The 13,178-nt window shown below is 31.7% G+C and carries 14 protein-coding genes; 3 read left to right on the forward strand and 11 right to left on the reverse strand.

Annotated features, from left to right (window positions below; all coding sequences use genetic code 11):
- Positions 1-7: 7 nt before the first annotated feature.
- Positions 8-757 (forward strand): uroporphyrinogen-III synthase, encoded by a 750-nt coding sequence (locus QWY99_RS18350; protein WP_195736051.1) that lies wholly within the window; start codon positions 8-10, stop codon positions 755-757.
- Between the two features lie 351 nt (positions 758-1,108).
- Here the strand turns inward: QWY99_RS18350 and QWY99_RS18355 are convergent, their stop codons facing one another.
- From QWY99_RS18355 to QWY99_RS18385, 7 genes are all read right to left on the reverse strand, one after another.
- Positions 1,109-2,296 (reverse strand): DUF2931 family protein, encoded by a 1,188-nt coding sequence (locus QWY99_RS18355; protein ID WP_290267165.1) that lies wholly within the window; start codon positions 2,294-2,296, stop codon positions 1,109-1,111.
- A 10-nt stretch (positions 2,297-2,306) separates the two neighbouring features.
- Positions 2,307-2,585 (reverse strand): hypothetical protein, encoded by a 279-nt coding sequence (locus QWY99_RS18360; protein WP_290267166.1) that lies wholly within the window; start codon positions 2,583-2,585, stop codon positions 2,307-2,309.
- A 123-nt stretch (positions 2,586-2,708) separates the two neighbouring features.
- A complete protein-coding gene (locus QWY99_RS18365; RefSeq protein ID WP_290267167.1) occupies positions 2,709-3,896 on the reverse strand; it encodes a DUF2931 family protein in 1,188 nt (395 codons plus the stop codon).
- 10 nt (positions 3,897-3,906) lie between these two features.
- Positions 3,907-4,185, reverse strand: coding sequence for a hypothetical protein (locus QWY99_RS18370; RefSeq protein ID WP_290267168.1), 279 nt, complete (start codon positions 4,183-4,185; stop codon positions 3,907-3,909).
- Between the two features lie 124 nt (positions 4,186-4,309).
- Entirely contained in the window at positions 4,310-5,497 is a 1,188-nt protein-coding gene (locus tag QWY99_RS18375; protein ID WP_290267169.1) for a DUF2931 family protein, read from the reverse strand.
- Positions 5,498-5,507: 10 nt separating this feature from the next.
- Positions 5,508-5,786, reverse strand: a complete 279-nt coding sequence (locus tag QWY99_RS18380) for a hypothetical protein (RefSeq protein WP_290267170.1) — start codon at positions 5,784-5,786, stop codon at positions 5,508-5,510.
- 111 nt (positions 5,787-5,897) lie between these two features.
- On the reverse strand, positions 5,898-7,085 hold the full coding sequence (locus tag QWY99_RS18385) for a DUF2931 family protein (protein WP_290267171.1): 1,188 nt from the start codon (positions 7,083-7,085) through the stop codon (positions 5,898-5,900).
- A 23-nt stretch (positions 7,086-7,108) separates the two neighbouring features.
- On the opposite strand from QWY99_RS18385, the gene QWY99_RS18390 reads away from it, so the two are divergent.
- On the forward strand, positions 7,109-7,276 hold the full coding sequence (locus tag QWY99_RS18390) for a hypothetical protein (RefSeq protein WP_290267172.1): 168 nt from the start codon (positions 7,109-7,111) through the stop codon (positions 7,274-7,276).
- Between the two features lie 125 nt (positions 7,277-7,401).
- On the opposite strand, the gene QWY99_RS18395 is transcribed toward QWY99_RS18390, so the two are convergent.
- The 3 genes from QWY99_RS18395 to QWY99_RS18405 are packed head-to-tail and all read right to left on the reverse strand — an operon-like array spanning position 7,402 to position 11,148.
- Positions 7,402-9,471 (reverse strand): phospholipase effector Tle1 domain-containing protein, encoded by a 2,070-nt coding sequence (locus QWY99_RS18395; RefSeq protein WP_290267173.1) that lies wholly within the window; start codon positions 9,469-9,471, stop codon positions 7,402-7,404.
- Positions 9,468-9,971, reverse strand: a complete 504-nt coding sequence (locus tag QWY99_RS18400; protein WP_290267174.1) for a DUF4280 domain-containing protein — start codon at positions 9,969-9,971, stop codon at positions 9,468-9,470. The genes QWY99_RS18395 and QWY99_RS18400 overlap by 4 nt, the downstream gene beginning before the upstream one ends.
- 19 nt (positions 9,972-9,990) lie before the next feature.
- The gene (locus tag QWY99_RS18405) at positions 9,991-11,148 is read right to left on the reverse strand and encodes a hypothetical protein (protein WP_290267175.1); all 1,158 of its coding nucleotides are present in this window, start codon (positions 11,146-11,148) and stop codon (positions 9,991-9,993) included.
- Positions 11,149-11,711: 563 nt separating this feature from the next.
- Here QWY99_RS18405 and QWY99_RS18410 point away from each other — a divergent pair.
- Positions 11,712-12,182, forward strand: coding sequence for an Lrp/AsnC family transcriptional regulator (locus QWY99_RS18410; RefSeq protein ID WP_290267176.1), 471 nt, complete (start codon positions 11,712-11,714; stop codon positions 12,180-12,182).
- 52 nt (positions 12,183-12,234) lie between these two features.
- Here the strand turns inward: QWY99_RS18410 and QWY99_RS18415 are convergent, their stop codons facing one another.
- Positions 12,235-12,981 (reverse strand): JAB domain-containing protein, encoded by a 747-nt coding sequence (locus QWY99_RS18415; RefSeq protein ID WP_290267177.1) that lies wholly within the window; start codon positions 12,979-12,981, stop codon positions 12,235-12,237.
- Positions 12,982-13,178: the final 197 nt, after the last annotated feature.

Raw genomic sequence — 13,178 nt, forward strand, 5'->3', positions numbered from 1 at the left:
ACAACATATGAAAGTGAAAACAATTTTGGTATCACAGCCTGAACCTAAGGTGGAAAACTCCCCTTATTTTGAGCTCCAACAGAAACACAAAATAAAAATTGATTTCAGACCTTTCATTCACGTGGAGGGAGTAAACGCGAAAGAGATTCGACTTCAAAAAATCGACCTTAATCATTACACTGCGATCATATTAACAAGCAGAAATGCTGTTGATCATTTTTTCAGAGTAGCTGAAGAAATGCGCTACAAAGTTCCTGAAGGATTAAAATATTTTTGTCAATCTGAAGCTGTTGCTTTTTACCTACAAAAATATGTAGTGTATAGAAAACGTAAAATTTACGTTGGTGCAAAAGATTTTGCAGATCTATCTCCATTAATCAAAAAGTACAAAGACGAAAAATTCTTACTACCTGCTTCTGATCAATTAAATGCTGATGCGCCTATTACTTTAAATAATTTAAAAGTAGACTGGACTCAAGCAATTTTTTACAAAACGGTAATGAGTGATTTGACAGATTTGGCAGATGTTTATTATGATGTCTTAGCTTTTTTCAGTCCAACTGGAATTAAGTCATTATTTAAAAACTTTCCTGATTTCAAACAAAACGAAACTAGGATAGCTGTTTTTGGAAGCACTACTCAAAAAGAAGCTTTAGATTATGGATTAAGAATAGATATTCTTGCTCCAACCCCTGAAACTCCGTCTATGACAATGGCATTAGAGAAATATATTGCAGAAGCAAACAAAGGAAAATAATTTCTTTTATCTAAATAATAAAAAAGCTGCGAATTTCGCGGCTTTTTTTATGCCCAAAAACCACAAACAGACCAATACGAATAGACGAAGTAATCGCACCTAGTAGCTCAACGATCCAGGAATACTTTGCGTTGGTTTTTTACGGAGATTACTTCGTCTATTCGCTTCGCTCGGGTCTTCGTTCCTCAGAAAGACAAGATTGTGGTTAAAAAAATCTTACTACTCCACAAATTTTCGTATTGCCCCTTGTTCTTTTCTCAGAGTGACAAGTCTACGGTTGTTTAATGCGCAGACAACCTCAAATCTACTTCACACAATTCTCCCTTTCCAAAAATTGAATTACGGTTTGTTTTATCGTACATCGTAAACTTCTACTTTTGAGTTTGGAATTTCAACTTCGGCGTTAGGAGATTTTAAATATACTTTACCCGAATATAAAGGCTTGTTGATGTTACTTTTTTTAATTTCTTTATCGAACTTTATTTGCAATTCGACATTTTCATTTTGAGCAAAAAAAGCTTTAAAACGCTCCATTAATTGAATATTAAAAGTTCGTTGTTCTAGAACATCTCTTATGTGGTCATTTTCATATGTTGTTTTGCCATCAAGTAAATCTGTCCAGATACGAACTTTTAATCCTCTGGAAAATTGATCTTTGACCAAAATCTCCATACTTATCGGAACTGCTTTCCCATTGTTGGTATCCGTTAAAAATTCCATATCCGTATTCTTTTTACTGATAACTTCATTATTCATGAAAAAAATATCGTAATCATAAATTTCAAAATCTGCTCTATTAGTACCTATTTTATACTGGTAGCGCAGCAGACGGTCTTTAAAATACGCATTGCTGATGGTATTGTTCGCCATTTGTTCCTGAACAAATGCTGGCATTTTTTTTCTACGCAAATTAAGTAATACCGATTTTTCCCCTTTTTGAAAACTATTCCACTCAACCGCTGTTTCGTGTGCTTGATAAGTTCCAATTTCTTTTTTACCTAATCCCCCAATCCATAACGTTACCAAACCCTCTGGAGCAAATCCTAGTGTTAACGTGTGATATTTGTTTTTATACTCTTTACCATCCATACCTGTGGTACTTCCGTAATCCCTTTTAAAAATATCATACATTTTTTTTTGAGGCAACTCAAAATCACCCGTAAAGAACTTATCTTCTGCATAGGAAAACCAAGTTAACCGCATTCGTTCTGGGACTTTTTTTCTTTTATCATTAACGACCACACTGCCGCTACTTGATCCCCAAGTATCATTTAGATACCCTCTTGATATCCATATACTATGATTATCTGATAAAACAAAACTACCATCAACAACCTCTACAGGACAACTTTCGTCTGCTCCAGTTTCTGGCATCCATTCAACTTTTTCTATTTTTACAAGCATTTCTTTTTGTTTTTCTTTATTTAAAAAATAGTACGCTAAGGGTATTTCTTTTTTCTTCCATAAATCACTCCCAATTTTAAATAATACCAACAGGCATATTAATGCATAAATTTTGTTTAAAATATTTATTTTCATACTTCTATTATTAATGTGATCTCATGCCCTTAGCATATTCGTATATCCACCAAATTATTGATAACACTATTACACTTGCAATTAGTAGAAGTACAAATACAATTTTTGTTATTAGGTATTTAAAGCCATACACACAAGCATACAAGACAACTAATAGCGTAAAAACAGGTATTGACATCAATAATCTATCGCGAAAATCATAATCATTATCATAAAAAAAGAAGGACAAAGCGTAAATAAATAGTATTAATCCTATTGATAGTATTTGGTTTTTTCTTGTATCTGTCATTTTATTTAAAGTTTTATTGGTTTTATTTTATCCACCATATTATTGAAAAGACTATTAGACTTGTAATTATTAGTAGTTAAACATCATACCCTTCCTTTCTCAAAAATTGAATTACGGTTTGTTTTATCGTACATCGTAAACTTCTACTTTTGAGTTTGGAATTTCAACTTCGGCGTTAGGAGATTTTAAATATACTTTACCAGAATATACAGGCTTGTTGATGTTACTTTTTTTAATTTCTTTATCGAACTTTATATGCAATTCGACATTTTCATTTTGAGCAAAAAAAGCTTTAAAACGCTCCATTAATTGAATATTAAAAGTTCGTTGTTCTAGAACATCTCTTATGTGGTCATTTTCATCTGTTGTTTTGCCATCAAGTAAATCTGTCCAGATATAAACTTTTAATCCTCTAGAAAATTGATCTTTGACCAAAATTTTCATACTTATTGGAACCCCTTTTCCATTGAGGGTGTCCGTTAAGAATTCCATATCCGTATTCTTTTTACTGATAGCTTCATTGTTCAAGAAAAAAATTCTATAATCATAAATTTCAAAATCTGCTCTATTAGTACCTATTTTATACTGGTAGCGTAGCAGACGATCTTTAAAATACGCATTGCTAATGGTATTGTTTGCAATTTGCTCCTGAACAAATGCTGGCATATCTTCTCTACATAAATTAAGTAAAACCGATTTCTCCCCTTTATGAAAACTACTCCACTCTACCGTTGTTTCATGTGCCTGATAAGTTCCGATTTCTTTTTTGCCTAATCCCCCAATCCATAACGTTACCAAACCCTCTGGAGCAAATCCTAGTGTTAACGTGTGATATTTGTTTTTATACTCTTTACCATCCATACCCGTAGTACTTCCATAATCTTTTTTAAAAATATCATACATCTTTTTTTGAGGCAGCTCAAAATCACCTGTAAAGAACTTATCTTCTGCATAGGAAAACCAAGTTAACCGCAATCGTTCTGGGACTTTTTTTCTTTTATCATCAACTACCACACTGCCACTACTTGATCCCCAAGTAGAATTCAGATATGCTCTTGATATCCATTCACTATGATTATCTGATGAAACAAAACTACCATCAACAATCTCTACAGGACAACTTTTATCTCCACCTGTTTCTGGCATCCATTCAACTTTTTCTATTTTTACAAGCATTTCTTTTTGTTTTTCTTTATTTAAAAAATAATACGCTAAGGGTATTTCTTTTTTTTGCCATAAATCACTCCCAATTTTTAATAATACCAACAGGCATATTAATGCGTAAATTTTGTTTAAAATATTTATTTTCATACTTCTATTATTAATGTGATCTCATGCCCTTAGCAAATTCGTATATCCACCAAATTATTGATAACACTATTACACTTGCAATTAGTAGAAGTACAAATACAATTTTTGTTATTAGGTATTTAAAGCCATACACACAAGCATATAAGACAACTAATAGCGTAAAAACAGGTATTGACATCAATAATCTATCGCGAAAATCATAATCATTATCATAAAAAAAGAAGGACAAAGCGTAAATAAATAGTATTAACACTATTGATAGTATTTGGTTTTTTCTTGTATCTGTCATTTTATTTAAAGTTTTATCGGTTCTATTATTATCCATCAAATTATTGATAAGACTGTTAGACTAGTAATTATTTGAAGTTAAACATCATACCCTTCCTTTCTTAAAAATTGAATTACGGTTTGTTTTATCGTACATCGTAAACTTCTACTTTTGAGTTTGGAATTTCAACTTCGGCGTTAGGAGATTTTAAATATACTTTACCAGAATATACCGGCTTGTTGATGTTACTTTTTTTAATTTCTTTATCGAACTTTATATACAATTCGACATTTTTATTTTGAGAAAAAAAAGCCTTAAAACGCTCCATTAATTGAATATTAAAAGTTCGTTGTTCTAGAACATCTCTTATGTCGTCATTTTCATCTGTTGTTTTGCCATCAAGTAAATCTGTCCAGATATAAACTTTTAATCCTCTGGAAAATTGATCTTTTATCAAAATTTTCATGCGTATAGGAACTGCTTTTCCATTGTTAGTGTCCGTTAAGAATTCCATATCTGTATTTTCTTTACTGATAGCTTCATTATTCATGAAAAAAATTTTGTAATCATAAATTTCAAAATCTGCCCTATTAGTTCCTATTTTATAGTGGTAGCGCAGCAGACGATCTTTAAAATACCTACTGCTAATGGTATTGTTTGCCATTTGCTCTTGAACAAATGCTGGCATTTTTTTTCTACGCAAATTAAGTAATACCGATTTCTCCCCTTTTTGAAAACTACTCCACTCAACCGTTGTTTCGTGTGCCTGATAAGTTCCGATTTCTTTTTTACCTAATCCCCCAATCCATAACGTTACCAAACCCTCTGGAGCAAACCCTAGTGTTAAGGTGCTGTATTTATTCTTATACTCTTTACCATCCATACCCGTAGTACTTCCATAATCTTTTTTAAAAATATCATACATTTTTTTTTGAGGCAACTCAAAATCACCCGTAAAGAACTTATCTTCTGCATAGGAAAACCAAGTTAACCGCATTCGTTCTGGTACTTTTTTTCTTTCATCATCAACTACCACACTGCCACTACTTGATCCCCAAGTATCATTTAGATATCCTCTTGATATCCATTCACTATGATTATCTGATGAAACAAAACTACCATCAACAACCTCTACAGGACAACTTTCGTCTGCTCCAGTTTCTGGCATCCATTCAACTTTTTCTATTTTTACAAGCATTTCTTTTTGTTTTTCTTTATTTAAAAAATAATACGCTAAGGGTATTTCTTTTTTTTGCCATAAATCACTCCCAATTTTTAATAATACCAACAGGCATATTAATGCGTAAATTTTGTTTAAAATATTTATTTTCATACTTCTATTATTAATGTGATCTCATGCCCTTAGCAAATTCGTATATCCACCAAATCAATGATAACACTATTACACTTGCAATTAGTAGAAGCACAAATACAATTTTTGTTATTATGTATTTAAACCCATACACATAAGCATATAAGGCAACTAATAGCGTAAAAACAGGTATTGACATCAAGAATCTTTCGCGAAAATCATAATCATTATCATAAAAAAAGAAGGACAAAGCGTAAATAAATAGTACTAATACTATTGATAGTATTTGGTTTTTTCTTGTATCTGTCATTTTATTTAAAGTTTTATTGGTTTTATTTTATTGATAAGGCTATTAGACTTGTAATTGTTGGAAGTTAAACATCATACCCTTCCTTTCTCAAAAATTGAATTACGGTTTCTTTTATCGTACATCGTAAACTTCTACTTTTGAATTTGGAATTTCAACTTCGGCGTTAGGTGATTTTAAATATACTTTACCCGAATATAAAGGCTTGTTAATGTTACTTTTTTTAATTTCTTTATCGAACTTTATATGCAATTCGACATTTTCATTTTGAGCAAAAAACGCCTTAAAACGCTCCATTAATTGGATATTAAAAGTTCGTTGTTCTAGAACATCTCTTATATAGTCATTTTCATATGTTGTTTTGCCATCAAGTAAATCTATCCAGATACGAACTTTTAATCCTCTGGAAAATTGATCTTTTACCAAAATGGTCATACGTATAGGAACCGCTTTTCCATTGTTGGTATCCGTTATGAATTCTATCCCAGTATTTTCTTCACTAATAACTTCATTGTTCATGAAAAAAATTTTGTAATCATAAATTTCAAAATCTGCTCTATTAGTGCCAATTTTATACTGGTAGCGCAACAGACGGTCTTTAAAATACGCATTACTAATGGTATTGTTTGCCATTTGTTCCTGAACAAATGCAGGCATTTTTTTTCTACGCAAATTAAGTAATACCGATTTCTCCCCTTTTTGAAAACTACTCCACTCAACCGTTGTTTCGTGTGCTTGATAAGTTCCAATTTCTTGATTGCCCAAGCCACCAATCCATAACGTTACCAAACCCTCTGGAGCAAACCCTAGTGTTAACGTGTTGTATTTATTTTCATACTCTTTACCATCCATACCCGTAGTACTTCCATAATCTTTTTTAAAAATATCATACATTTTTTTTTGAGGCAACTCAAAATCACCCGTAAAGAACTTATCTTCTGCATAGGAAAACCAAGTTAACCGCATTCGTTCTGGTACTTTTTTTCTTTTATCATCAACTACCACACTGCCACTACTTGATCCCCAAGTAGAATTCAGATATGCTCTTGATATCCATTCACTATGATTATCTGATGAAACAAAACTACCATCAACAACCTCTACAGGACAACTTTTATCTCCACCTGTTTCTGGCATCCATTCAACTTTTTCTATTTTTACAAGCATTTCTTTTTGTTTTTCTTTATTTAAAAAATAATACGCTAAGGGTATTTCTTTTTTTTGCCATAAATCACTCCCAATTTTTAATAATACCAACAGGCATATTAATGCATAAATTTTGTTTAAAATATTTATTTTCATACTTCTATTATTAATGTGATCTCATGCCCTTAGCATATTCGTATATCCACCAAATTATTGACAAGGCTATTAGACTTGCAATTATTAGAAGCACAAATACAATTTTTGTTATTATGTATTTAAACCCATACACACAAGCATATAAAGCAACTAAAAACGTTAAAACAGGTGCTGACATTAATAATTTATAGAAATAATCAAAACTCTTACTGGAAAAAAAGAAGGACAAAGCGTAAATAAATAGTATTAATACTATTGATAGTATTTGGTTTTTTCTTGTATCTGTCATTTTATTTAAAGTTTTATTGGTTTTATTTTATCCATCAATAATTTTTCTATACGGTTTTCCGTCTTTGTATCTTCCCCCCTTACCTGTGCTGTCACAAGCAGAACGGTGCAAATATTTATTACGTATAGGATGTAATTTTGCATTTACAAGCGTTACCGCTTTGCTGTGTGCTCCATCGTTTGTAATTGCATAATCTGTTAATGCTTTTTTTGCTTCTGTTAAATCTTCGGGAACACCATAAATTAATCCATTTTCCATAGATTCTTTCTCGAATTTTAATGTGTACTTTTCTGCTATAGCAATTAGTATAGCTAGTGGGATATATTGATAAGACAAAGGCAAATTTCGAGTGGCAATGTGCTCTATATAAGAATCCCCTTTTCCCCCACCTGTCATGGTTACAATTTGCTCTCTCTGATACCAGCCTTCTTTAATTAAAATTTCTTTTATGTTTTTAAAACCATTTTCTAAATGCAATTTCCTTGTTTCCATTTCAATTTCGGCATAACCACCTCCAATATTACTATGAACACCAGGTAAACATAGCTCATAGCCAATCCCGGCATTAATCGAACTTTTAATATTGGTAAGAGAAAAATGTTCCCGATATTCATCGGCTGCGGTAATATGTACGACTTTTTTAATATTTCCTTCTAGTTGTAATTTTAGTTCTTCGACATCATCATCAAAATCTGGAGAAAAAGAAAAACTTTTTGAATACGAAGAAACCGTATCAAATAATCCAACAAATTTTATCGTAAACTTACTGGACTCTAAGTTGTACATGTCTTGTAATTTCCGCCGTTGTGCTATAAAATTTCGGGCCGCCGCTGCGCCACGACTAAAACCAAAAACCCCCATCTCAATTTCATTTACAAATTCGTTTTTTTTCATAAACTTATCTTCTTTTAAGCTGTCAATTTTTTCCTTTATCTCTGTAAAAGCTTTATTAACTTTTGTAAGAATCCCAGAATCGTCTCCTTTTCCAAAAGCATAACCATCAAAATTATCTTTAAGATGCTCTCTTGTTCCTGGTCCATCAATATAGATCTTGATATTTTTATCTACTCCTTTGGCTATATTAGTTTCATACATAATAGCAATGTTAGAAAAATAGTTATCATAACTACTTTCATTCCCATCATAGTTTACAAAGGCTTTAGCAGCTATAGCTTCATCTTGACTTAATGCAAACCCTTTTTGCTTTTTTTCAAATGCCAATCTTGCTTTTGTATTTTCCTTATTATTTAAAGTACCATCAAAAAAAACATTGATTGTTATTTTTACACCTGTTTCATCCTCAGGCTTTTTTTGTTTATTTGGAGTAACAACTTTTACAACGCTATTCGTTATAAGTGGTTCAACTTTTTTCTCTAATTTATTTATAATCTTAAGCTGTATGGTATCTTCTATCGTATCAATTTTCCCCATATATTTAACTTGGGCGTAAAACTCATGTTCCGTTTCATTTCTGAAATCTTTATCGTTTAGTTTTTTTTGATACACGCTTATATTGTTAAAATATATTTCTGCTTTTCCGTATTTATCAACAGGCGATGTGGTGTAAGTCCCCATGTTTCTGGAACTATTAGCATGTCCGTCTGTTCCTTCGTCTTCCCAAATGATTACTTTAAGTCTGTCGCCAGCTGGAATATTTAGAGTATGAATAAACAAACGAACATTGTCTAGATAACCAACCGCTTTATCGCCTAAGTCCCGATAATATTGATCTTGCCATTTAAGCTCTTCTACACTTGGTGTTCCTGCTACGGGGATAATATTAAATTTTGCAGTATCTTTTGTTCCATGAACATCACTAAAAGTAACGAGCATTGTATAATTGATCCCTATACTTGCCTGACCAAAAGAGACTCTTCCATCGGAACCTAAATCTAAAAACAGTTTTCCGTTTTTTAAAAGTGTCCAATGCTGTTTTATAATTTTTGATCCATCTACTTCTTTATGGTTGCCTTTTTTTTCATCTACATAAAATTGAACTGTCTTTTTTTCTCGATCTTTAGCAGTCATTGTATACATTAATGAATAGACACTTTTGCCAATTATAGGCCTTGACTCTCCTTTTATATAAAATTTCATAAATAATGTTTTTTAGCTTCAGGTATTCCAATTAGGTCGTTTTGAAATTCGCCCATATTAAACATCGGATTTATTAGGTTATGAACATCGGGATCCGCAGTAATGAAATTTTGCTGACTAGGTTCTGCTTTTTGACCGTGCGTATGAATTTCAATACAATCTGGCCCACCAATAGGACAAGTAGCTTTGCTATCTTCTAGTAATACTTTGCCTTTATTCGACAAAGTATGTTTTTCATAAAAACCAGTCCATTGCGTAATAGTTGCTTGACAGGGTAAATAATCTCCGTTTCCGTTGGGTTGCATTTTGCATTTTCCAAAAGTGTTATTTGTCAAAGTTGTTCCAATATCCTTATTTGAGGCAATCAGTTTATCACTAGTATCTTTATCATTTGCATAATGTTTATTTTGCGATTTAACTTTTAATTTATCGAGTTTTGGTTCGACACTAAATTTGCATTTTAGCATTGCACCATTTACAACAAGGTGTTTTTCACTCATAATTTTTTCTTTTTTTTAATTAATGAAGTTTAAAAAGATCCTTAAAAAAACTTTCTTTTTTAATAGTTTCACCTACAAAAAATTCATGATTTTGCTCGTAAGCTTTAACTATTTTATCGTTGAGATTATAAATTTTAACTGTTGCTTTTTTAGTACCATCTCCAGTAAGATCACATTCTAAACTTGCGCCTTCGATGGCATATGTATTGGGATTTAAATGGTAAACGGAATGATAGTTACCAGAAATTTTATTGTCCTCAAGAGCCGTTTCATTGGTTGTATTTACTAACGTGCCCTTTTTTTCTATTACTATCCTATTGGTATCATTGAGATACTCGTCAATTTTTTGAGTTACCATGAAGGTTAGAGCATCATCCTTAGGAGTAATAGCAAATTTTGTAGTTGTTGTAAAAGATAAATCTGAAGTATAAGTAGTATGAATACCATTAAAGAAGACTTTTAAGAACCAATCGCCTAAGAGATTTTGAAGTAATTTTTCTTCATCATTAAAAATAGAATCTACAGCATTTAAATACGTATTTATGGCTTCACCTTCATTGCTTTCTAAGATTTTTTTCCTTTTTGCAATCCAGCGTTCGATTATAACAGCATAATTATAGATATCGATCCATTCTCCTTCTTGGTTAACAACAATTCGTAGCGGGTATAAAACACTTGCTACTTCTTCTGCAAGAACATCTGTTATCGTGTCTGTTGCAGTATTATTTAAAAAAACTTTAGACACTCTATCAATTTCAAATAAAGAGTATCCATTCGTATCTCTTGTAATGTATCCTACACTTGCTTCATATTTTATAGTTTGCAAAAAAGTACCGTTTTCAATAGTCTGAAGCACCATGTAAGTGTTTTTACCTCTTATGTTGTAGAAAGGTATTCTGAATCCTTCATCGAAAATTACTTGTATGCGTTTTTCATTTTCTTGCTCGTTATCGGATTCTAATTTTGTTGGTTTTAAAAGTAGAAATTGCAAATGGGTAGGGAAATCGGCATTTATAACATCGCAATCATCAATACAATTAAAGTTATGGTACATTCTAAGCTCATAGAGTGTTATTTCTAGTTTTTTGGCTACAGAAATTGGAGTATCTCCTTTTTGTATCTTATAACTAAAATGTTTGAGCTTATTGTAATTGTCAAAAATTTCTTCAATAATCATAATATCATGTAAGAATTTATATCACTTACAAATATATGTCTTTTTCTTACAATACGAAATAAAGCATTGATAAATACCATTTTAGCATGGTAATCAAAATTAAAAAAATGTTCCAAACCCTTACCTACCGCAGTTTCCCGTTGATTGCAAATTTTTATTTTAATTATTGAAATTTATCTAGAACTCCTGACTTTGATGTAATCTAAAACGATAAGATTGGATGCAGATTAGACGGAGTAATTGCACCAAGTAGCTCAACAATCCAGGAATAGTTTGTGTTAGTTTCTTGCAAAAATTACTTCGTCTATTCGCTTCGCTCGGGTCTTCCTTCGTCAGAAAGACAAGATTGTGGTTAAAAAAATTATTGCTACTCCATAGGTTTTCGTATTGATCCCGCTTCGTTCCTCAGATTGACAAGCCTACGCTTACTTTACGGGTAAACAAACCACCATAAGCTGGGAAAATATCATTTATACAATATTTATTAAAAAATTGAAGTTTTATCACTAGATTTGATTTACAACTTAAACTTATTTCCGTAAATTAGTTTCAAATCGAAATATATGAAAATCAATTCACTGGTTATTGAAATAGATGGAATCGATAAAGAAATCCTAAGAGATTTAATGGAAGATGCGCGAAAACCTATATTACAAATTGCTAATAAAATCGGAATCTCTGGTGCAGCTATTCATCAGCGATTGCGTAAACTAGAGCAATCTGGCGTTATATCTGGCTCTAAATTTACTGTTAACAACAAAGTATTAGGATACAATACTATGGCTTTTGTGGGGGTATATCTTGACAAAGCTGCTCGGAATCCCGAAGCTGTAAAGGAACTAAAGAAAATTCCCGAAGTTTTAGAATGTCATTATACGACAGGAAACTGGTCTATATTAATTAAAATAATCTGCCGTGATAACGAACACCTTATGCAGCTATTAAATACTAAAATCCAGGCTATTGAAGGCGTTTCGAGAACAGAAACCTTTATTTCATTAGACCAACAAATAGACAGACAAATTCAGTTGTAGTCGCACTGATGGCTGTTGCTTTATCACAAGAGAATAAAAAAAGACAGAACAACTATTCCGCTTTATTACTTAGTTGTTCTACTTCTTTTGGGGTAAGTTTCAAAATAGCTGCTATTTGTGCAATGGTCATATTTTGATTTAATAAATAAGTAACTGTTGTTTCAAGAGTCGCTTGCTGTTTACTAACCGTTTCTTTAATTTTATTTGCGGTTTCTTGAATTTTATTCGTTTTTGCTTTAAGCTTATCCGTTTTCGCTTTAAGCCTATCCGTTTCCAGCTTTATGGTTTTCTCCATCTCCTTTTTCGTTTCGAGTACTTCCTTGCGAATTCTATCTTCTATTAGATAAGAAGGAACATACTTTAAGCTTTGTTCTAACTCATGCATTAAGCCTGTATTCACAAAACTCATATACCTTTCTGTACTAATAATAAGGTGATCTACTAATTGTATATCTAATATTTTACCTACTTGTATCAATCTGTCTGTTATATCCTTATCTGCATCAGATGCAGTCATTCTACCACTAGGATGGTTATGAACAGCCACAACACTTGTTGCCCCTTTAAGCACAGCAACTCTATACACATTCATTGGTTCTACCGTAGTAGCTCTCACACTACCCATACTCACTAATTCTACATACAAAATAGTGTTTGCCGTATTAAGACCTATTATCCAAAAATGCTCCTTCTCACGGTCTATTCTATTCTCACGCAATAAAATACGTTGCATGATTTCGTATAAATCATCAGGACTACCTATTTTAATTTTGTCTTTCTCTGTTATCTTGACATTCATTTTTTATTCTTTTAAAATTTAGCAAGCCCTACAAACTTAATTAATTTAGTCAAAAACCCACAGCCCTAAAATAATTTTTCATACTACTTGAACTGTTTCTTTTCTTTTTTCTGGATAGCTATGACTTTGCAAATGTACTATTTTACTTTCAATATCAAAATAAAGAATATTAAAAAGGTATTTATAATTCACCTTAA

The organism is Flavobacterium branchiarum (genome assembly GCF_030409845.1).
Classification (GTDB): Bacteria; Bacteroidota; Bacteroidia; order Flavobacteriales; family Flavobacteriaceae; genus Flavobacterium; species Flavobacterium branchiarum.